The following is a 21,450-nucleotide window of genomic DNA, read 5'->3' on the forward strand; positions in this document are numbered from 1 at the left end:
TCAGGGCGGAAAACCCTCATACTGGGGAAGGTCGTCGGTGATCTCGTACCATGGGGCCTTCGAGCCGACGAAGATGTGCATCGCCGGCCGGATCGACGGCGCGTCGATCAGCGTGCCCATCGGCACGTGCACCTTCACGGTGCCGCGCTCGGCGATCCACGAATAGACGAGCGAACCGCAAGTGCCGCAATGCATGTCGTGGATGCCGTCCGGATCACCGTGCCGGAAGAGGTTGTCCGTACCGGCCGTAACCTCGAAGTCCTCGACGGCGACGCCGGCGATCGGCTTGAAGGCCGAACCGGTGGTCCGCCGGCACTTCGAACAGTGGCAGTTGATCGCGTAGAGGAAATTGTCCGCGACCTCGTAGGTCACTGCACAGCACATGCAACCGCCGCGCAGGCGTCGCTCCTTGGGCAGTTCATCATTGGATGACATGCCTTTTCTCCTCCCGATGCGAGGCACTCGTGATCCTGCACGCACGAGACGCTACCATACCTCGCAGCGACCGGCGACTGCCGGTTTCAACTGCAGTGCGCGTGTCACGCCACCTCGACGCAGTGCGGATCGGCCGTCATCGGCCATATGTCGCGCCTTGCACGCCGGTAGGGATTGGTCGCCGGATCGTTCGGGTAGGGGGAGCCGGCGGAGCAGTAGAGGATTTCCGACGCGATCTTCGAAAAGGCGGCGTAGAAGTGGTTCGTCGACTTTATTACCAGGATGCGCTTGCTCTGCGGATCGATCCCGAGGGCCGTGAAAAGCGACGGATCGTAACTCTGCACACGCACGCTGCTCAGCACGATGTCGATCCCTCCGAGGCGGATTTGTGCGGCGTCTCCGAAGGGGGCCACGCTCTCGCCGAAGCGCATTTCGGCATTCGGCACGACGCGCACGACTTCGACAAGCCCGTCGACCGGATTGCCGGTGCCCGGTGCAGACTTCGCCCCGAAACGCAAGGGGATTTCCGCCCCTTCGCCGGCCGCCATGCAGAGCTGGACGGCGATCGGGTCCCAGATCATGCCGACCGCCACGTCGCTCGCGCCCCGCAGGAGGAGTTCCTCCAGTACGACCGTTGCGTCACCCGCCGTGCCGCCGCCGGGATTGTCCCACATGTCGGCGATGACGACCGGCCCGCGCGTGGCCGCCAGTGCGCGGCTCACGGCCTCCTTCTCGTTGATCTGCGGCATCATGAACGTACCGCGCATCGAAAAGAGTTCGAGCCCGAGTATGCGGGCGAGGCGCTCACCCTTCTCTGGCTTCGCATTGGTGACGGCAATCATCTTGGTGCCGAGTTCCGGCACGTCGCCGGCCATGAAACCGTGGATGACGGAAAGCGACAGCACGTCCTCGTCTTCGGCTTCGATCGCCGTCAGCCTGTCGACGAAGGAGCGCATCGGCTCGCGCGAGGTCGGGAAGACGTCGATCATCCGGCAGTCGAAGACCGACATGACCGGCTTCACCCGGCCCTCCAGCGTGTCGACGGCGATCCGCCAGAGGTCTTCGGCGCGGGCGACGAAATCCGTGTGCGGGAATTCCTTGAACACGACGAAGAAGTCGGCCGCCGCCACGCGCTTGGCCGTCAGGTGGCTGTGGGGGTCGAGCTCGGCGCAGAGCAGCACGTCCGGCCCGATGATCTCGCGGATGCGCGTGAGAAGATCTCCCTCCGGATCGATGTAGCCGGCTGCCACCATGGCGCCGTGCAGGCCGAGCACGACGGCGTCGACCGGCATCGCCGCTCGCAACTGGTCGAGGATCTCGTCGCGCAGGCCCTCGTAGGTCTCGCGGTTGACGAGGCCGGCGGGATCGGCCCAGGCCGCCGTCCCTTCAATCAGCGTCCAGCCCTTCTCCGCAGCAACCCTGCGGCCGACGGTGATCGGCGCAGTGCAGAGGGTCGGCGTCTGCGGATGCGTGCCCGGAGGGGCGTAGAGGGAATCCTCGAAGGCGCGCCGATCAATGCAGATCGGCGAGAAGGTGTTGGTTTCCGTTGCGAGGGCGGCGGTGAAGATGCGCAAGACGATGGCCTTTGGTGTCGTGAGAGAAGAGCCTCACCCCATCGGATAGGGCAGGTAACCCGTAAAGCCGCTGATCTTCCAGCGGCCCTCGTGCAGACGGCAGTAATAGAGCGTCTGCCATTTCATGACGTCGAGACCGCCGTCGGTCGTTCGTATGCCACCGTCGAATTTCTTGCGCACCAGCGCGGCCTCTCCGGCGATCTCGATCTCCTCGAGCCGGGTCGTGCGGAAGATCGCCGTGCGCGGGTCCTCGCCATAGGTCTTGCCGGCGAAATCGCGCGCTTGCCGCAGCCACTCGTCGCGATAGGCGGCGAGCGTCGGAAAGGCGAGCGTCCAGCGGTCCGGGTTCGGCTCACGATTGCCGCTGACGCCGAGAAAGCCTTCCTCGATGAAGTCGCCGGCGACCATCGACCAATCAGCGGAAAGGAACGCGTCGATGTCCCGCGGGACCAGCATTTCCCAGATCGCATGGCGAGCCACGTCGGACGCGGCGAACGGATTCTTGCAGGAGTCCCGGTGGAGTGTCATTCCTAAATTCTTTTCACAAATACCAATTTCCTCTGGCCAAAATCGGTTTTCCATGATGATTTGTCAATCAACGGTGAAAACAATTTGCATAGAGCGAGACATGGCGATCAGGCGTTACGGCAGTGAGCAATCCGGTGCGGGCGGGCAGCGCCTGCCTTTTGCGCGCGCCGTTGAGGCCGATGGCTGGCTGCACGTTTCCGGCCAGGTCGCGATGGAGAACGGCGAAATCGTCCAGGGTGGCATCGTCGAGCAGACCCACAAGGCGATCGCCAACCTGATCGCCATCCTGCATGAGGCCGGTTACGGCGTCGAGCACGTCGTGCGCTGCGGCGTGTGGCTCGACGATCCCCGCGATTTCTGGAGCTTCAACAAGGTCTACCAGCAGTATTTCTGTGACCATCCGCCGGCCCGCGCCTGCGTGCAGTCGTCGATGATGGTCGATTGCAAGGTCGAGATCGACTGCATAGCCTACAAGCCTTCGAAATAGCGTTCGGAAGCGGGGAAGGGGCTGCAGTGGATATTTTCGCGACATTACAGGAAGAAGCGGGGCAGTTTTCGCCCTCCGAGCAACGCATCGCGGATATCCTGCTCGACCAGTTCGATTTCGCCGTCAATGCCTCGATCATCGAGCTTGCCGAGCGCGCTCAGGTCTCGCCGCCGACCGTCACGCGCTTCTGCCGGCGGCTCGGTTGCCAGAGCTTTGCCGATTTCAAGGTGAATCTCGCCCGCACCGCCTATGTCGGCGTGCGCTACCTCAATCCGGAGGCCGAGAGCACGAAGCCAGCGGATGTCGCGGCGGACGTGATCACCAAGGCGCAGAACGCGCTCTACCTCGTTCACCGCGCGCTCGATCCGGACATGCTGGAAAAGGCCGCGGATCGCCTGTCGCGGGCCGAGATGCTCTACGCCTTCGGCTCCGGTGGCAATTCCTCGATGATCGCGGGCGAGATCCAGAACCGGCTGTTCCGGCTGGGCGTGCGGGTGACGGTCAGCAACGACCACAGCATGCAATTGATGATGACGGCGGCGGCACGCTCGAACGACGTCATCATCGGCTCGTCGCTCTCCGGCCGCAACAGCGAACTCGTGCGCTGCTTCAATCTCGCCCGTGAGAACGGCATCGCCACCATTGCGCTGACCCAGAGCGACAGCCCCGTCGCGCGCGCCGCCGAGATCGTGATCGGCATTGACCTGCCGGAGGGCGAGAACATCTTCCGCCCGACCTCGACCCGCTTCGCCTATCTCGCGGTGGTCGATGTGCTGGCGAGTCTCGTCGCCTACCGCAATCGCAATACCTCACAGATCACCCTGCGCCACATCAAACAACAGCTGGTCGAGCATCGCGACGGCGACGACCGGCAACTTCTGGGAGATTAGCCTTGTTCGCTGCCCGTCACTCCGCTTTCCGGGAGGCTTCGCCGTGAATCGCTCCGTTGCCGTCGTGACGGGCGCGGCCGGCGACATCGGGCGGGCGATTGCCGCGCGGCTCGCCGAAAGCCACGACACCGTCGTGCTTCTCGATATCGACGCCGAGGCCTTGCGCACTGCCGCCGAGAGCTCGGAAGCGCCGGACCGCATGGTTCCCGCCGTCTGCGACGTTACGAGCGAGGAGAGCCTCGCCGATGCCGCCAGCCGGGCAGCACGACTGGGGCGGGTGAAGACGCTCGTCAACAATGCCGGCGCGGCACGCGCCGTCAGCCTGCACGACACCGACGGCGAGATATGGCGGAAGGACAGCGCGCTCAATCTCGAAGCGCCGTTTCTCTGCTTTCGCGCCTTCGAGGATGCCTTGAAGGAAAGCCGCGGATCGGTGGTCAACATCGCCTCGGTAAACGGTCTCTCAGTTTACGGCCATCCCGCCTACAGCGCAGCCAAGGCAGGTCTCATTCATCTGACGAAGCTGATCGCCGTCGAGTACGGAAAGTTCGGCATCCGCGCGAACGCGGTCGCCCCCGGCACGGTGCGCACCCGCGCCTGGGAGGCGCGCGCCGCCGCCAATCCTCAGGTCTTCGAGGAGGCGGAGCGCTGGTATCCGCTGCGCCGCATCGTCGACCCTGACGATGTCGCGAACGCCGTTTTCTTTCTTGCGAGCGAGCAGGCGGCGGCAATCACCGGCGTCTGTCTCGCCGTCGACTGCGGCCTGACGGCCGGCCAGGCCGAACTCGCCGGCACCTTCTCGCAATCGCCGCACTACTGAGCAAAGACCGCAGGGGAACGCATCATGGCCAAGGCCCAATTCCGTCTCGAAAACGCTTGGTATCCGACGGCGGGAAGTGCAGGCGGCGGCTTCGTCTTCACGCTCGTCAATCTCTCCGGGGAAACGATCACGGATTTCAAGCTCGCCTATACCTCGCTCACCCGCGTCAACGACGCTCCGGCCTGCGGCAATGCCACCTTCCTGAAGCGCAACGCCAACTTCCACCAATATGCGCCGCCGGCAGGCTTCGCGCTGGCACCGGGCGCATCCTGGCGTTTCACCGTCGACGGCCTGCTGCGCCCGGCGCGCCACAGGACCGACGGGGCAAAGTCGGCCTACCTGACGCTCGCCGACGGCAGCCATCGCGCGGTCGAGGTCGGCGACCTGATGCTGGAGGGGCGCCACAGCGAGCTCGCGCCGCAACTGCTGCCCAAGGGTGAAGCGCGGGAACCCTTTTCGATCCTGCCCTGGTCGGCAAAGGCGTCGCTGACCGCCGGCGAAACCGTCCCCGTCGCGCTCCATCTCGCAGCGGGTGCCACGCTCGACGAATTGCGGGCGGTGGAGACCGTTCTTGCCCTCTTTCGCCGGCTCTATTCGGTCGCCCATGTGCCCTTTGCGCTGGCGCCGGTCCATGAGGGCCGCCTATTGCGCCTCTCAAGACAGGACGGCATTGCACCGTCCAGCTACGAGCTTTCCTTCGACGCCGACGCCGTCACCTTGCGCTACGGTGATGCGACGGGCCTGCAATACGGTCTGACAGTGCTCGCCCAGCTTCTCCACGGCGCGCGGACGAAGCCCGATACGTTCCGTTTCCCGGCGTCGGGAACGATCTCGGACGCCCCGCGCTATGGCTGGCGCGGCTGCCATCTCGACGTGTCGCGACAGTTCTATCCCGTCGCCGATGTGAAGCGGCTTATCGACATCCTCGCCTGGTTCCGGATGAACATCTTCCACTGGCACCTGACGGACGACGAGGCCTGGCGGCTCGAAATCAAGGCCTTCCCCGAACTCACGACCGTCGGCGTGCTGCGCGGGCCGGACGAGCCGCTGCTGCCGCAGCTCGGAAACGGCGCCGAACCGGTCGGCGGCTTCTATACGCAGGAGGAGGCGAGGGAGGTCGTCGCTCACGCCGCCGCGCTTGCGATCGAGGTCGTTCCGGAAATCGACATTCCCGGCCACAGCACGGCCGCGCTCGCCGCGCTTCCCGATCTCGTCGACGGGCAGGAGGCGCCGGACAGCTATCGATCCGTCCAGGGCTATCCCAACAATGCCCTCAACCCGGCGATCGAGCGGACCTACGAGTTCCTCGGCAAGGTCTTCGACGAGATGGTCGACATCTTCCCGTCGAAGCTCATCCATATCGGCGGCGACGAGGTGGCCGCGAACACCTGGATGGCCTCACCGCTTGCCCGCGACCTCATGGAACGGGAAGGGATCGAAGGCACGTTCGGGCTGCAATCCTATTTCATGAAGCGTATCCAGGCGATGCTTACCGAACGCGACCGGAGGCTGGCCGGCTGGGACGAAGTTTCCCACGGCGGCGGCGTCGATCCGGCGGGGACGCTCCTGATGGCCTGGCAGAAGCCGGAGGTCGGCCTCGAACTCGCAAGACAGGGCTATGACGTGGTGATGACGCCGGGCCAGGCCTATTATCTCGACATGGTGCAGGCGAGCGAGTGGCAGGAACCGGGCGCGAGCTGGGCGGGAACCGTGCCGCCGCACCACACTTATACCTACGAGGCCGTCGGTGAATTCCCCGAGGCGCTGAAACCGCGCATGCGCGGTGTTCAGGCCTGCATATGGTCGGAGCATTTCCTCAATCGCGACTATTTCAACCATCTCGTCTTCCCGCGTCTGCCGGCAGTCGCGGAGGCGGCATGGACCCCGACCGAAGGCAAGGACTGGCAGCGCTTTGCGGCGATCGTCCGCCTGAGCCCGCGCTACTGAGGAGAACCAGCGATGACCTTGCGCATTGCCGTCGGCGGCATCCACACCGAGTGCAGCACTTCCTCGCCGGTGCTCATGCAGCCGGAGGATTTTCGCGTGTTGCGGGGGGATGACCTGCTCGCAGCCGACTATTTCAGTTTTCTCGGCGGTGACGGGATCGAGCCGCTGCCGCTGCTGCATGCCCGTGCCGTCCCCGGCGGTCCCGTGGCGCGAGGGACCTACGAGGCTTTCAAAGCCGAGTTCCTGGAGCGGTTGAAGTCGGCGCTGCCCGTGGACGGGCTTTATCTCGCCATGCACGGCGCGATGAACGTCGAGGGCATGGACGATGCCGAAGGCGACTGGATCGCCGCGGCGCGTGCCGTGGTCGGTCCGGACGTTCTAGTCGCCGCGAGCTACGATCTCCACGGCAACGTCACTCAGAAGATCGTCGACCAGCTCGACATCTTCGCCGGCTACCGGACTGCGCCGCATATCGACGTGCGTGAGACGATGGTGCGCGCCTGGTCGATGCTGCTGCGGGCGCTCGTGACCGGCGAGCGGCCGGGCGTCGCCTGGGCGCCGGTTCCGGTGCTTCTGCCGGGCGAGCGCACCTCGACCGAGGACGAGCCGGCGAGCGGCCTCTATCGCAAGCTGCCGGAGCACGACGCACGCCCCGGCATCTGGGACGCCAACCTGATGGTCGGCTATGTCTGGGCCGACGAACCGCGCGCCACCGCCTGTTCGGTGGTGACGGCGACCGACCGGGCTGCCGCCGAGCGGACGGCAAGCGAAATCGCACAGTCCTACTGGGACGCACGCGAGGATTTCCGCTTCGGTCCGGTGACCGGCCCGCTTGAGGAGATGCTGGCGATTGCCGAGAGGGCGGACACACGTCCGGTCATCCTCGCCGACTCGGGCGACAATCCGACCGGCGGAGGGGTCGGCGACCGTGCCGATGTTCTGAAGGCGCTGATCGCACGGAATTTCGACGGCGCCGTCATCGCCGGCATCACCGACCGCCCCGCCGTCGACGCCTGTTTCGCGGCAGGCGAGGGCGCCCGCCTCCGGCTCAGGATCGGCGGATCGCTCGACCCGGCGAGCCCTTCGGTCGAATCTGAGGTGACGGTGGAGCGCCTCGACGATCCGGGTTCGTCCGCCGCGGACCGGCAGGCGGTGGTGGTGATCGGCGGCATCACGCTGGTGCTCGCGGCGAAGCGCCGGCCGTATCACAACATCGCGGACTTCGCGCGACTGGGGCTCGATCCTGCGGGCGTGCGGCTGCTGGTAGTGAAATCCGGCTATCTCTCGCCCGAGCTCGCCCCGATCGCCAATCCGAACCTGATGGCGCTGACCGACGGCGTCATCAACCAGGATATCGAGGCATTGCCGAACCGCCGCCGCGGCCGGCCGACCTATCCCTTCGACAAGAATTTCGCCTATCGGCCGGAGGTCCGCTTCTCCGCCCGCTGGCGTGATTGACGTCGCCGACACACCACGCGGCCCGGACGACGATGCGTCCCGCGACCGTATCCGTGCAATACTTGCAAGCGTGCCGCCATGCTGTCGACCCTGTCGATTCTCTTCCGCCATCCGCCGGTCCGCGCCAGCGCGCTTGCGATCTTCCTCTTCGGCTTTTCAGGCGCGGCGACATCGCCGTACATGTCGCTGATCGGCATCCGCGAACTCGGATTGTCGGATCACGCCTATTCCGTGCTGATCTTCGCTGCCGCCTTGGTCAATGTGAGCGCCAGCATCACCGCCGGCATTCTCGTCGACAGGCTTGGGCACTACCGCCGTCCGATGATGACCACCTCGCTCTTCGGCGTGGCCGGCTTCGCCATGGTCTACGCCTTCCCCGCAGTACCCGTCTTCGTGCTTGCGATGCTCGTCTTCATCCCGGTCTTCGGCTCGGTCAATTCGCTGATCTTCGCCAACATCCGGGCCGTGTCGGCCGGCATGGCGGCGCGCGACCTGATCGCCGTCAACTCGGCCGTCCGGGCCGTGCTTTCGTTCTCCTGGGTCCTGGTGCCGGGCCTCGTCGGCGCGCTTCTCGCCGGCGCGCCGTCCATGCTGCCGTCTTTCCTCTTCGCGAGCCTGGCCTGTGGCGGCTGTTTCCTCATCTTCTCCTTCATGCTGCCACGCGCCGCCAAAGGAGAAGAGAGGGCGCCGCCGCGGCACGCCTTCCTCGCTTCGCTCGGCGAGATCGCATCCGGAAAAGTGCTTCCGCGCGTCCTTGCCATCGCGCTGATATCCTCGATGCTGCACGTCAACGGCGTGGTTCTGCCGCTCGTCGTCACCGGCAAGGCACGGGGCACCACGGTGGACGTCGGCGCGATCGTCGGCATCGTCGCCTTCCTGGAGATCGTCTTCATCCTCTTCTGGGGCTGGGTCGAACGACGGACCTCTGCGCGTTTCGCGATCACGGCGAGCGCATGCGTCTACGCCGTCTACCTCGTCTTCCTCGGGCTCGCCGATGCCCCGCGTGACGTTTACGTGCTGACGCTGGTCGCCGGGCTCGGCGCCGCCGGCATCATCTCCGTTCCGATCACCTATCTCCAGGATCTCATCGCCGAGCGGGCCGGGCTCGGCAGTTCACTGATCGCCGTCAACGTCTTCCTGAGCGGCGGCGTGAGTTCGCTGGCGTTTGCCCTCGGCACCGCGATCAGCGACTATGCCGGCACGGCGATTCTGGGAGCCTTCGTCGGGTTGTGCGGCATCGTGCTGCTGCGTCTCCTCGATCGCTCCGGCACTGCGGCGTTGCGGGAGGCAGACGATGAAGGAACGTGACGGCGGAGGCGATTGCAGAAAGCCTGTTCTGGAAGTCTGCGTCGATGATCCCGCCGGCCTCGCCGCGGCGATCGAGGGCGGCGCGGACCGGATCGAGCTGTGCTCGGCGCTCACCGTCGGGGGTCTCACCCCGTCGCACGGCTTCATCGCCCATGCCGCCCGTTCACCGATCCCCGTCCACGCGCTGATCCGGCCGAGAACCGGCGATTTCGTGTTCACGACGGACGATGTCCGCGTCATGGTCGATGATGTCCGCGCGGCACGCTCGGCGGGGCTTGCGGGCGTGGTGATCGGTGGTTTGCGACCGGACGGTCAGCTCGACGTCGCGGCGCTGGAGACCCTGATCGCCGCGGCGGAAGGCATGGACCTGACGCTCGACCGCGCTTTCGACCTTGCGGCCGATCAGGAGGAGACGCTGGAGACGGCGCTCCGTCTCGGTTTTTCACGCATTCTCACCTCCGGCGGTGCGAAGACGGCGTTCGAAGGACTGCCGCGCCTCGAACGGCTCGCCAAGCAAGCCTCCGGCCGTATCTCGATCATGCCGGGATCTGGCGTGCGGCCGGAAACCGTAGGAGCTCTGCTCGCACTGCCCGGCGTCTTCGAGCTTCACGCCTCGTGCAGCGAGCGGAGCACCCCCGCCGATCCACGGCTCCCGGCCTTCGGCTTCTCGCAACCGGGTGAAAGACGCACGACGGTCAAGGCTGTTCGGGCCATGAAGGCGAGGATGGCGGCGGTGCGGACGTAGGGAGCACGACATTGTCCCCCATGTCTCAGGGACAAACTGTTACCTATGTATCCGGGTCGAACAAAGGGGAGAATGGTGAGCGCGCAGGGATTCGAACCCTGGACCTACTGATTAAAAGTCAGTTGCTCTACCGGCTGAGCTACGCGCTCCCGTCGAGGGGCAAATCGGCTCCTCTGGAAGTGCGCGGAACATATGCAGGCGACCCCGTGCGGTCAACCCAAAAATCACGCCGAAAACGGGGAAAAACCGTCCAATTGCCGCACGCGCGGAAAGGTGATTGGCAAGCAAGCCCATCGGAAGGTAGGAAGGCCGCATCGAAGGATAGCGGAGACCCGACGTGTCGATTGCCGATATTTCCCTGTTGAGTGCGCTTCTGGCCGGTGCGCTGTCGTTCCTGTCTCCGTGCGTGCTGCCGCTCGTTCCGCCCTATCTCTGCTACATGGCCGGCATCTCGGTGGAACAGTTTCGCGGTGAGGGGCGGGCGGAGGCCGATCCGGCGGCGAGGCGCGCCGTCATGCTGGCGGCACTCGCCTTCACGCTCGGATTCGCAACCGTCTTCGTGGCGCTCGGCGCCGGCGCCTCGACGATCGGCACGCTGCTTCGGCAGCATCTCGACCTGCTCGCCAAGATCGGCGGCCTCATCATCATCGTCATGGGGCTCAATTTCCTCGGTGTCTTCCGGATCGGCTTTCTCGCGAGCGAAATGCGCTTCCAGGGGCAGGGCAAGCCCGCCACCCTCGGCGGCGCCTATGTGATGGGGCTCGCCTTCGCCTTCGGCTGGACGCCCTGCATCGGACCGGTTCTCGGCGCCATCCTCGGCGTGGCCGCCTCCCGCGAGACCGTCGGCGACGGCGCGATGCTGCTTGCGGTCTATTCGCTCGGTCTTGCGGTGCCCTTCTGGATCGCAGCCGCCTTCTCCGGCGCCTTCATGCGCTTCCTCGTGCGCTTCCGCCGTCATCTCGGCCTCGTCGAAAAGCTGATCGGTGCGCTTTTGGTGCTGACCGGGCTCGCCTTCATGTTCGGTTTCGTCTCGAACCTCGCGATCTGGTTCCAGCAGACCTTTCCAATCCTCTCGCAAATCGGCTAAGTCCGGGGAGCGGGCTGAGCGCCCGGACGCGGAAGAGGATACGGGACGCGCCCATGGCTGACATCATCGCACTGGTCCTCCCGTTCTTCGGGCTGATCCTGATCGGCTACATATCAGGCAAACTGGGCCGGCAGCCGGCCACCGCCCTCGGCTGGCTGAATTTCTTCGTCATCTACGTGTCGCTGCCGTCGCTGTTCTTCAAACTCGTGTCGCGCACGCCGCTTTCGGAGCTGACGCGCATCGATTTCATCGCCGCCTCGCTGGCGGCAACCTACACGATCTTCCTGCTCGTCTTCCTGATCGGACGCTTCGTGCGCGGAAATTCGATCGCCGACTGCACGATCCAGGCGCTCGCCGGCGCCTACGGCAATATCGGCTACATGGGGCCGGGGCTCGCGCTTCTCGCCTTCGGCGAGGCGGCAGCGGTGCCGGTCGCGCTGGTCTTCTGCTTCGAGAATGCCGCCCATTTCATCGCCGCCCCGGCGCTGATGGCCTTTGCTGGTGGCGATGCCCGGCCGCGCGCGGCGGTGGCCGCCGACGTCGTGAAGAGGATCGTCACTCACCCGTTCATCATCGCGACCGCCATCGGCTTCCTGGCGGCCGCCTTCTCCTTCGAGCCGCCGCTGGCGCTGCAGCGCCTCATCGACTATCTCGCCCAGGCCGCCGCCCCTTGCGCGCTCTTCGCCATGGGGGTCACGCTGGCACTCCGCCCGCTGAAACGCATTCCCGTCGAGATCGGCTACATTGTCCCGATCAAGCTGCTCCTGCATCCGCTGCTCGCCTGGATCGTGCTCGGTCTTGCCGGCAATTTCGATCCGCTGTGGATCTACACCGCCGTCCTGCTCGCCTCGCTGCCGACGGCGACCAACGTCTTCGTCATCGGCCAGCAATACGGCGTCTGGCAGGAACGTGCGTCGGCGACGATCCTGATCACCACGGTGCTTTCGGTGCTGACGGTCTCGGGCCTGCTCTACGCGATCACGACCGGTCTTCTGCCGCCCGACCTCTTCCCCTGACGCTCAGCCGTTCCTTGAGGAAGAGCGGCAGCGCGGAGAAACCGCGTCCGGGTTCTACACCCTCGCGCATCACCAGCTGGCGCAGTGGTCCGAAGCCGGACAGCAGGTGGAGACCCGCGGTTCTCAGAACCTGCACCGGCAGGAAACCGGACAGCAGCGAGCGGTTGAGGAGGTCGACGCTTGCCGTGCGGCTGACGACGTCGATGCGGCGGCGGCGGTCGAAGCTGTCGCCCGCACGGGCGTCGATCGGCCGGTCTGCATGGGAGCAGAGGATCTCGACGAGCGCCATCACGTCGCGCAGGCTGAGGTTGAGCCCCTGGGCGCCGATCGGCGGGAAGGCGTGCGCCGCCTCGCCGATGAAGGCGGTCCGGCCCTTGCCGAAGCGTGCCGCCGTCATGCCGGAGAGCGGCCAGGCCTGAACGCCGGCCTCCACCGTCACTTTCCCGAGCATCGACTGCATTCTCTTTTCGACCTCGCCGCTCAGTGCTTCCAGTGAGAGAGAGGTGAGGCGCGTCGCTTCGGAAGGCTCGACGACCCAGACGAGGCTCGAACGCAGGCCGGGCAGGGGAACCTGGGTGAACGGCCCCGATTCACCGTGGAATTCGGTGGAAACGTTGCGGTGCGGCAGCGTGTGCGCAAAGTTCAGCACGACCGCCGTCTGCGGATAGGACCAGCTCCGCACGGCAACACCGGCACTTTCGCGCGTCTTCGAGCCTCGGCCGTCGGCGCCGACGACGAAGTCGGCAGTCACCTCTTCGCCGTCTTCGAGCGTGATCGTGACGAGATCGGCACCGATCTCGATGCGCGTGGCCGCACCGGCGATGCTGGTGATGTTGTTCTCGGCGGCGACCGCCTTCTTCAAGACGGCGATCAGCGCTCCGTTCGGGATGTTGTAGCCGAAGGCGTCGAGGCCGATCTCGGCGCTGCGAAAGGCGACGACCGGCGCCCGTAAAAGCCGGTTGGTGCCGTCGATGATCTGCATGGTCGAGAGCGCTTCCGCCGACGGCCGGATTTCGTCCCATAGCCCGAGCCGTTCCATGAAGCGGATCGATTGCTCCATCAGCGCCGTGGTGCGCTGGTCGACGATCTCGCGCTCCGGCGCGACGAGCGCCACCGAGCGACCGCCGCGCGCAAGCGCCAATGCGGCAATGGAGCCGGCCAGTCCCGCACCGACAATCGCAACTTCGAAATGCTTCATCGCTTCCATCCGTCTCAACCGTTTGTCCCGGATGCGGGTATCGCAATTCATCGATACGAATCTTGCCGCATATCCGCGGTCACTCCGGTCTTCGTCGTTCGATATAGGCGTTTCGCCTGTCCGAATCCATGGGACAAATGCGACCGGTGGCCTGACGCGAACAGGCCAGACGGGGTCGGTTCGGCAGGCGCGCGAAACCGGGGAACGCCGAGCGCGCGCCGTTGCAAAACGTGCCGATTCGTCGGATACCCGTAGGCGAGGCGAAGAGGGGACCCACAGAGAGCATGAAAATATTCAACTACCGCCGTGTGCCCTATGCCGAAATCCGCGCCTTTTCCGTTCATGTCCTGACGGCCTCCGGATCCTTCCTCGCCTTTCTCGGTGTGGTGGCGGCCGCCGAGCGCCGTTTCGTCGACATGTTCTGGTGGTTGGGGCTGGCATTGCTCGTCGACGGCATCGACGGGCCGATCGCCCGCAAGGTGCGGGTCAAGGACGTGCTGCCCAACTGGTCCGGCGACACGCTGGACAACATCATCGACTATGTAACCTACGTGCTTCTGCCGGCCTTCGCGCTTTACCAGAGCGGCATGATCGGCGAGCCGTGGTCGTTCGCCGCCGCCGGCATGATCGTGGTGTCGAGCGCGATCTACTACGCCGACATGGGCATGAAGACGGACGAGTATTTCTTCTCCGGATTCCCCGTCGTATGGAACATGATCGTCTTCTCGCTGTTCGTCATCGACGCTTCGGCGACGACGGCGATGACCGTCGTGGTGGTGTCGGTGGTGCTGACTTTCCTGCCGATCCATTTCCTGCATCCGGTCAGGGTGGAACGGTTGCGGCCGGTCAACATCGCGATCTTTCTCGCCTGGTGCGCCCTCGGCGGCTACGCATTGCTTCTGCATTTTGCGGCCCCGCAATGGGTGGTCGCCTGTTTCGTCGCGACCGGCATCTATCTCTACGGGGTCGGCGCCGTGCTGCAATTTTTCCCCTCGCTGGGACGCAAATAGGAGGCTTCAATCGTGGCAAAGACGCAGGCAATCCTGATCCGTGAGCTCGGCGGTCCGGACGTCCTTCGTCTCGAAGAGATCGAGCTTGCTGCGCCTGCCGCCGGCGAGGTGCAGATCCGCCACGCTGCCGTCGGTCTCAATTTCATCGACGTCTACTTCCGCACCGGGCTCTACAAGGCGCCGAACGGGTTGCCCTTCGTGCCGGGCAAGGAGGCAGCGGGAACGGTGACGGCCGTCGGTCCGGGCGTGACCGACTTCCGCGTCGGCGACAGGGTGGCCTATGCCGGTGCCGATGGCGCCTATTCAGTAGAGCGCAACGTCGCCACCCGCCATCTCGTCAAGGTCCCCGACGAGATCCCGCTGGAAACGGCGGCCGCGATGATGCTGAAGGGCATGACGGCGGAATACCTGCTCAACCGCACTTACAAGGTCGGCCCTGGCACGGTGCTTCTCTTCCACGCGGCGGCCGGCGGCGTCGGCCTGATCGCCGGCCAATGGGCCAAGGCGCTCGGCGCGACCGTCATCGGCACTGCAGGCTCGCCGGAAAAGATCGAACTCGCGCTCCGCCACGGCTACGACCACGTCATCGATTACCGCAATGACGATTTCGTCGCCCGGGTCAAGGACCTGACCGGCGGCGAGGGCGTCGACGTCGTCTACGATTCCGTCGGCCGCGACGTCTTCCCGCGCTCGCTCGATTGTCTCAAGCCGCGCGGCATGTGGGTGCTGTTCGGCCAGTCGTCCGGGCCGGTGGAGGCGTTCGACATGAGCCTTCTGGCACAGAAGGGCTCGCTCTATGCGACACGCCCGTCGCTCTTCGCTTACATCGCCACGCCTGCCGAACTTGCCGATTGTGCAAAGTCGCTGTTTGATGTTGTGCGGAGCAACAAAGTGCGTATCAATATCAATCAGACCTATCCTCTGGCCGACGCCCGTCGCGCTCATGAGGACCTGGAATCAAGAAAAACAAGCGGAACGACCTTGCTGATCCCCTGAATGCGCACGCGGACAAGGGGCCGCAAGGATGAAAAGAGGGGATCGCGTGACGGACATCGAGGCATCGCGAACCGGCAGCCTTCTGGCGGTCCGCGGCTTGACGAAGCTGTTCGGCAGCTTTGCGGCCTGCCAGGGTATTGATTTCGACATCAGGCCGGGAGAGATCCACGCCCTCCTCGGAGAAAACGGCGCCGGCAAGTCGACGCTGGTCAAGATGCTGTTCGGCGTGCTCGCTCCGAGCGCCGGCGAGATCGCTTGGCAGGGAAGCGTCGTTTCGATTGCTTCGCCCGCGGCCGCGCGCAAGCTCGGCATCGGAATGGTGTTCCAGCACTTTTCGCTCTTCGAGGCGCTGACCGTCGCCGAAAACATCGCGCTTTCGCTCGATGACGGAATCCCGCTTGCGGCTATCGCAAAGAAAGCTGAGGAGCTTTCCCGTCTCTACGGCCTGCCGCTCGATCCCGGCGCCCATGTCGCCGATCTTTCCGTCGGTGAACGCCAGCGCATCGAGATCGTCCGTGCGCTGTTGCAGAACCCGAAACTCATCATCCTCGACGAGCCGACGTCGGTGCTGACCCCGCAGGAAGCGGATCGGCTCTTCGAGACGCTCGATAAGCTGAGGGCCGAGGGCCGTTCGGTTCTTTACATCAGCCACCGGCTCGAGGAAGTGCAGCGCATCTGCGATCGCGCGACGGTGCTGCGCCACGGCCGGGTCACCGGTGAATGCGACCCCCGCAAGGAGACGCCGGCCTCGCTCGCCCGCATGATGGTAGGCAGCGACATCGCCGTCGTGCACAATGCGGGCACGGCTGACGCAGGCGCGGTACAGCTCGAGGTGCGTGCGCTTTCCGCGCCGGCCCGAACGCCCTTCGCCGTCGCGCTGAAGGACATTGCGTTGACGGTGAGGGCAGGGCAGGTGCTGGCTGTCGCCGGCGTCGCCGGCAACGGCCAGAGCGAGCTCTTCGACGCCCTGTCCGGTGAGTATCCGGTCGCCGATCGCGACGCGATCCGAATCCGCGGCCAGGCGGTCGGCCGCCTCGGCATCAACGAGCGGCGGCTTCTCGGCGCCGGTTTCGTTCCGGAAGAGCGGCAGGGCCACGCCGCGATCGGTGCGCTGCCGCTTTCCGACAATCTGGTGCTTGCCCGCCATCGCTCGGACCGCAAGGCATTCCTGGCCGGCGGCATCTTCGGCCTCGTCCGGCACTCGGTCGTCCGGGCGGCGGCCAAACGGATCGCCGAGGCCATGGATGTGCGCAAGAGCGGCGACGATCCGCTCGCCGGCTCGCTTTCGGGCGGTAATCTGCAAAAATTCATCGTCGGGCGCGAACTCGACCGCCAGCCGGCGGTCCTGGTCGTGAACCAGCCCACCTGGGGCGTCGATGCCGGTGCCGCGAGCCGCATCCGCCAGTCGCTGATCGATCTCGCCCGCAACGGTTCGGCGGTGGTCGTCGTCAGCCAGGACCTCGACGAGATCTTCGAGATCGCGACAGACATCGCGGTGATCTCGGAAGGGCGCCTGTCCCCGGCAGAGCCCGCCGCCGTCATGACCCGCGAGAAGATCGGCCTTCTCATGGGCGGATTGCACGAAAGCAAAGCCGAGCCAGAGCCCGCCCATGCGCATTGAACTCGAAAAACGCCCCGGCGGCTCGCCGCTCTTCTCCGTCCTGTCGCCGCTTCTCGCTATGATCCTGACCGTCGTCTTCGGCGGCATCATGTTCTGGCTGCTCGGCAAGGACCCGGTCGATGCGATCTACTCCTTCTTCATCGAGCCTCTGCTCGAGGTCTGGTCGCTGCACGAACTGGCGATCAAGGCCGGCCCGCTGATCCTGATCGGCGTCGGGCTTTCGGTCTGCTACCGATCGAACAACTGGAACATCGGCGCGGAAGGCCAGTTCATCATGGGCGCGATCGCCGGGTCGATCCTGCCCGTGGTCTTCTTCGAGTGGCATTCGCCGCTGGTCTTGCCGCTGATGCTGGTCATGGGCGCAATCGGCGGCGCGCTCTATGCCGGCATCCCGGCGCTCTTGAAGGCCCATTTCAATACCAACGAGATCCTGACGAGCCTGATGCTCGTCTACATCGCCCAGCTCTTCCTCGACTGGCTGGTGCGCGGCCCCTGGCGCAATCCGGAAGGCATGAACTTTCCCGAAACGCGGACTTTCGCGACCGAGGCAGTCCTGCCGGCCGTCGTCGAGTCGTCCGGACGCGCGCACTGGTCGATCGTCTTCGCGCTCATTGCGGCGGTGCTCGTCTGGTTCATGATGCGCTTCACGCTCAAGGGCTTCGAGATCACGGTGCTCGGAGAGTCGGCAAGGGCAGGGCGCTTCGCAGGCTTTTCCTCCCGCAAGATGATCTGGTTCTCGATGCTGCTTTCGGGCGCCTTCGCAGGCTTTGCCGGCATCACCGAGGTTTCGGGCTCGATCGGCCACCTTCAGCCGATCATTTCGCCCGGCTACGGCTTCACGGCGATCATCGTCGCCTTCCTCGGCCGCCTCAATCCGCTCGGCATCGTTGCGTCCGGGCTGGTGCTCGCGCTCACCTATCTCGGCGGCGAAGCCGCGCAGCTTTCGATCGGCGTCTCGGACAAGGTCACCCGCGTGTTCCAGGGGCTCCTCCTCTTCTTCGTCCTCTCCTGTGACACGCTGATCCACTACCGGATCCGCATCGTCGTCGACCGGGTCAGGACCGCGATCGAGGGAGGACGCAACTGATGTTCGAGGCGATCCTTCTCACCGTCATCACCGCGGCCACCCCGCTCGTCGTCGCGGCACTCGGCGAACTCGTGACCGAACGCGCCGGCGTGCTGAACCTCGGCGTCGAAGGCATGATGGTCATGGGCGCGGTCGGCGCCTTTGCCGTCACCCAGATCACCGGCTCGCCGTATATCGGTCTCGTCGCCGGAATTGTCTGCGGGGCGCTGTTCTCGCTGCTCTTCGGCTTCCTCACGCTGACGCTCGTCGCCAACCAGGTCGCGACCGGCCTCGCGCTGACGCTGCTCGGGCTCGGCGCCTCCGGCATGCTCGGAGAGAGTTATGTCGGCGCACCCGGCGTCAAGCTTCAGCCGATCGCCATTCCGTTGCTCTCCGACATTCCCTTCATCGGGCCGGTGCTCTTCCGGCAGGACATCATCTTCTACCTGTCGGTCGCGCTGGTGATCGGGGTCAACTGGTTCCTGTTCAGGAGCCGCACGGGGCTGAAGCTCAGGGCAATCGGCGACAACCACGCTTCGGCGCACGCGCTCGGCATCCACGTTATCCGCACGCGCTATCTTGCCGTGCTCTTCGGCGGCGCCTGTGCGGGACTTGCCGGCGCCCAGCTCTCGCTCATCTACACGCCGCAATGGGTAGAGAACATGACGGCCGGACGCGGCTGGATCGCGCTCGCGCTCGTCGTCTTCGCATCCTGGAGGCCCTGGCGCGTGCTGGCCGGCGGCTATCTCTTCGGTGCCGTCTCCATCGGGCAGCTGCACGCACAGGCGATGGGGGTCGGCATTCCGTCCCAGTTCCTCTCGGCTTTGCCATATGCCGCGACTATTGTCGTCCTCGTCATCATTTCCCATAATCGCCGCACGACACTGATCAACACGCCGGCCTGCCTCGGCAAGGCCTTCGTGCCGGACAGGTGACGGCAGCAGGCAGCGTTCCGAAAAACCTTCCAACACAAAAGGGGTCACCATGAAGAAACTAGCATTCGCACTCGCCGCGACCGCGGCGATGGTTTTCTCGATTGCCAGCGGCGCCCAGGCCGAGGACAAGAAGAAGATCTGCTTCGTCTATGTCGGTTCGAAGACCGACGGCGGCTGGACCCAGGCCCATGACCGCGGCCGCCAGCAGCTCGAAAAGGAGCTCGGCGACAAGATCGAGACTGCCTTCCTCGAAAACGTCCCGGAAGGCCCGGACGCCGAGCGCGCGATCGAGCGCATGGCCCGCTCCGGCTGCGCAATGATCTTCACGACGTCCTTCGGCTTCATGGACGCCACGCTCAAGGTCGCGGAAAAGTTCCCGGACGTGAAGTTCGAACACGCCACCGGCTACAAGACGGCCCCGAACGTCGCGACCTACAACTCGCGCTTCTATGAAGGTCGCTACATCCAGGGGCAGATCGCCGCCAAGATGTCCGAGAAGGGCGTCGCCGGCTACATCGCCTCCTTCCCGATCCCGGAAGTGGTCATGGGGATCAACTCCTTCGTCCACGGCGCACAGTCGGTCAATCCGGACTTCAAGGTGAAGGTCATCTGGGCGAACACCTGGTTCGACCCCGGCAAGGAAGCCGACGCCGCCAAGGCGCTCATCGACCAGGGCGTCGACATCCTCACCCAGCACACCGACACGACCGCTCCGATGCAGGTCGCCGCCGAGCGCGGCATCAAGGCCTTCGGTCAGGCCTCCGACATGATCGCCGCCGGTCCGAACACGCAGCTGACGGCCATTACCGACACCTGGGGCGCCTACTACATCAAGCGCACCAAGGTGCTGCTCGACGGAAGCTGGAAGTCCGAGCAGATCTGGGACGGTCTGAAGGACGGCATCCTGACCATGGCGCCGTACACCAATATGCCCGACGACGTGAAGAAGATGGCCGAGGAGACCGAAGCCAAGATCAAGTCGGGCGAGCTGCATCCGTTCACCGGTCCGATAAACAAGCAGGACGGATCGGCCTGGCTGAAGGAAGGCGAAAAGGCCGACGACGGCACGCTGCTCGGGATGAACTTCTACATCCAGGGTGTGGACGACAAGCTGCCGCAATAAGCGTCTGCTCCAGCTTCGACTGTTCTGTGGAGGGCGCCGGATGGCGCCCTCTCTTTTTTGGCCAATTGTCAGGCCATGGCCACACAAGCCCGTTTACAAAAGTCATACTATATGATTTATAAACACTCGTCTTGGGAGAAGACTCAAACGGGAGGAAATCATGAAGTTGTTGAAGGCGCTTGCGAGCGCGACGGTTCTTGCTGGCTGCATGTTCGGTTCCGCAATGGCGGACGGCATGGTCGTCGGGTTTTCGCAGATCGGCTCGGAATCGGGCTGGCGCGCGGCCGAAACCACCCTGACCAAGCAGCAGGCTGAGAAGCGCGGCGTCGACCTGAAGTTCGCCGATGCACAGCAGAAGCAGGAAAACCAGATCAAGGCGCTGCGCTCGTTTATCGCGCAGGGCGTGGATGCGATCCTCGTCGCCCCGGTCGTCGCGACCGGCTGGGACGAAGTTCTGGAAGAAGCCAAGGACGCCGAGATCCCGGTCATCCTCCTCGACCGCACGGTCGATGCGAGCAAGGATCTCTACATGACGGCTGTTACCTCGGACCTCGTGCACGAGGGCAAGGTTGCAGGTGAATGGCTGGTCAAGACCGCAGGTGACAAGCCCTGCAACATCGTCGAGCTTCAGGGCACCACCGGTTCCTCGCCGGCAATCGACCGCAAGAAGGGCTTCGAGGAAGCAATCGCCGGCCACGACAATCTCAAGATCGTCCGCAGCCAGACCGGCGACTTCACCCGCACCAAGGGCAAGGAAGTCATGGAAAGCTTCCTCAAGGCGGAAGACGGCGGCAAGAACATCTGCGCCCTCTATGCCCATAACGACGACATGGCGGTCGGCGCCATCCAGGCGATCAAGGAAGCCGGCCTGAAACCCGGAACCGACATCCTCGTCGTCTCGATCGACGCCGTGCCGGACATCTTCCTCGCCATGGCTGCCGGTGAAGCCAACGCCACCGTCGAGCTGACGCCGAACATGGCGGGCCCGGCCTTCGATGCGCTGGAAGCCTTCAAGAAGGACGGCACCATGCCGCCGAAGTGGATCCAGACGGAATCGAAGCTCTACACCCAGGCCGACGATCCGCAGAAGGTCTACGAGGAGAAGAAGGGCCTCGGTTACTGATCTGCCCGTCCGGGTGCCTCGGTCCGGTCTCCCTTGCCGGTCCGGGCACCTGCAACCCTGCTTGCTGTCGCAACACCGGCGGC

Annotated in this window: 20 protein-coding genes and 1 tRNA gene; 16 read left to right on the forward strand and 5 right to left on the reverse strand. The window is 65.0% G+C overall.

Annotation, left to right across the window (positions count from 1 at the left end; all coding sequences use genetic code 11):
- From NHF53_RS09245 to NHF53_RS09255, 3 genes are all read right to left on the reverse strand, one after another.
- On the reverse strand, positions 1-435 hold the full coding sequence (locus tag NHF53_RS09245) for a GFA family protein (protein ID WP_252833937.1): 435 nt from the start codon (positions 433-435) through the stop codon (positions 1-3).
- 104 nt (positions 436-539) lie between these two features.
- On the reverse strand, positions 540-2,009 hold the full coding sequence (locus tag NHF53_RS09250; protein ID WP_252833938.1) for a M81 family metallopeptidase: 1,470 nt from the start codon (positions 2,007-2,009) through the stop codon (positions 540-542).
- Positions 2,010-2,042: 33 nt separating this feature from the next.
- The gene (locus NHF53_RS09255) at positions 2,043-2,537 is read right to left on the reverse strand and encodes a hypothetical protein (protein WP_252833939.1); all 495 of its coding nucleotides are present in this window, start codon (positions 2,535-2,537) and stop codon (positions 2,043-2,045) included.
- A gap of 100 nt (positions 2,538-2,637) precedes the next feature.
- On the opposite strand from NHF53_RS09255, the gene NHF53_RS09260 reads away from it, so the two are divergent.
- The 7 genes from NHF53_RS09260 (at position 2,638) to NHF53_RS09290 (ending at position 10,192) form a co-directional block, all read left to right on the forward strand.
- Positions 2,638-3,024, forward strand: a complete 387-nt coding sequence (locus NHF53_RS09260) for a RidA family protein (protein ID WP_252833940.1) — start codon at positions 2,638-2,640, stop codon at positions 3,022-3,024.
- Positions 3,025-3,050: 26 nt separating this feature from the next.
- Positions 3,051-3,914: a MurR/RpiR family transcriptional regulator gene (locus NHF53_RS09265; protein WP_252833941.1), complete on the forward strand. Its 864-nt coding sequence runs from the start codon at positions 3,051-3,053 to the stop codon at positions 3,912-3,914.
- A gap of 43 nt (positions 3,915-3,957) precedes the next feature.
- Entirely contained in the window at positions 3,958-4,734 is a 777-nt protein-coding gene (locus NHF53_RS09270) for an SDR family oxidoreductase (protein ID WP_252833942.1), read from the forward strand.
- A 24-nt stretch (positions 4,735-4,758) separates the two neighbouring features.
- Positions 4,759-6,681 (forward strand): beta-N-acetylhexosaminidase, encoded by a 1,923-nt coding sequence (locus NHF53_RS09275; RefSeq protein WP_252833943.1) that lies wholly within the window; start codon positions 4,759-4,761, stop codon positions 6,679-6,681.
- Between the two features lie 18 nt (positions 6,682-6,699).
- Positions 6,700-8,139 (forward strand): M81 family metallopeptidase, encoded by a 1,440-nt coding sequence (locus NHF53_RS09280; protein ID WP_252834948.1) that lies wholly within the window; start codon positions 6,700-6,702, stop codon positions 8,137-8,139.
- Positions 8,140-8,217: 78 nt separating this feature from the next.
- Positions 8,218-9,447, forward strand: a complete 1,230-nt coding sequence (locus tag NHF53_RS09285) for an MFS transporter (RefSeq protein ID WP_252833944.1) — start codon at positions 8,218-8,220, stop codon at positions 9,445-9,447.
- A complete protein-coding gene (locus NHF53_RS09290) occupies positions 9,434-10,192 on the forward strand; it encodes a copper homeostasis protein CutC (protein ID WP_252833945.1) in 759 nt (252 codons plus the stop codon). The genes NHF53_RS09285 and NHF53_RS09290 overlap by 14 nt, the downstream gene beginning before the upstream one ends.
- A gap of 73 nt (positions 10,193-10,265) precedes the next feature.
- Here the strand turns inward: NHF53_RS09290 and NHF53_RS09295 are convergent.
- Positions 10,266-10,341 (reverse strand) — tRNA-Lys (locus tag NHF53_RS09295).
- A gap of 188 nt (positions 10,342-10,529) precedes the next feature.
- Here NHF53_RS09295 and NHF53_RS09300 point away from each other — a divergent pair.
- Positions 10,530-11,279 (forward strand): cytochrome c biogenesis CcdA family protein, encoded by a 750-nt coding sequence (locus tag NHF53_RS09300; RefSeq protein ID WP_252833946.1) that lies wholly within the window; start codon positions 10,530-10,532, stop codon positions 11,277-11,279.
- 53 nt (positions 11,280-11,332) lie between these two features.
- Positions 11,333-12,295, forward strand: a complete 963-nt coding sequence (locus NHF53_RS09305) for an AEC family transporter (RefSeq protein WP_252833947.1) — start codon at positions 11,333-11,335, stop codon at positions 12,293-12,295.
- Here the strand turns inward: NHF53_RS09305 and NHF53_RS09310 are convergent.
- Positions 12,258-13,493: a UbiH/UbiF family hydroxylase gene (locus NHF53_RS09310; protein WP_252833948.1), complete on the reverse strand. Its 1,236-nt coding sequence runs from the start codon at positions 13,491-13,493 to the stop codon at positions 12,258-12,260. The genes NHF53_RS09305 and NHF53_RS09310 overlap by 38 nt on opposite strands.
- 284 nt (positions 13,494-13,777) lie before the next feature.
- On the opposite strand from NHF53_RS09310, the gene pcsA reads away from it, so the two are divergent.
- From pcsA to ytfQ, 7 genes are all read left to right on the forward strand, one after another.
- Complete coding sequence (gene pcsA, locus NHF53_RS09315; protein WP_252833949.1) at positions 13,778-14,503, forward strand: phosphatidylcholine synthase; 726 nt, start codon at positions 13,778-13,780, stop codon at positions 14,501-14,503.
- A gap of 12 nt (positions 14,504-14,515) precedes the next feature.
- Positions 14,516-15,499, forward strand: coding sequence for a quinone oxidoreductase (locus NHF53_RS09320; RefSeq protein ID WP_252833950.1), 984 nt, complete (start codon positions 14,516-14,518; stop codon positions 15,497-15,499).
- A 28-nt stretch (positions 15,500-15,527) separates the two neighbouring features.
- Positions 15,528-17,120, forward strand: coding sequence for an ABC transporter ATP-binding protein (locus NHF53_RS09325; protein ID WP_374591055.1), 1,593 nt, complete (start codon positions 15,528-15,530; stop codon positions 17,118-17,120).
- Positions 17,110-18,207: an ABC transporter permease gene (locus tag NHF53_RS09330; protein WP_252833952.1), complete on the forward strand. Its 1,098-nt coding sequence runs from the start codon at positions 17,110-17,112 to the stop codon at positions 18,205-18,207. The genes NHF53_RS09325 and NHF53_RS09330 overlap by 11 nt, the downstream gene beginning before the upstream one ends.
- Entirely contained in the window at positions 18,207-19,121 is a 915-nt protein-coding gene (locus NHF53_RS09335) for an ABC transporter permease (protein ID WP_252833953.1), read from the forward strand. The genes NHF53_RS09330 and NHF53_RS09335 overlap by 1 nt, the downstream gene beginning before the upstream one ends.
- A gap of 49 nt (positions 19,122-19,170) precedes the next feature.
- A complete protein-coding gene (locus NHF53_RS09340) occupies positions 19,171-20,244 on the forward strand; it encodes a BMP family ABC transporter substrate-binding protein (RefSeq protein WP_252833954.1) in 1,074 nt (357 codons plus the stop codon).
- A 160-nt stretch (positions 20,245-20,404) separates the two neighbouring features.
- On the forward strand, positions 20,405-21,367 hold the full coding sequence (gene ytfQ, locus NHF53_RS09345; RefSeq protein WP_252833955.1) for a galactofuranose ABC transporter, galactofuranose-binding protein YtfQ: 963 nt from the start codon (positions 20,405-20,407) through the stop codon (positions 21,365-21,367).
- Positions 21,368-21,450: the final 83 nt, after the last annotated feature.

The sequence above is a fragment of the Ciceribacter sp. RN22 genome (assembly GCF_024054295.1).
Taxonomy (GTDB): Bacteria; Pseudomonadota; Alphaproteobacteria; order Rhizobiales; family Rhizobiaceae; genus Allorhizobium; species Allorhizobium lividum.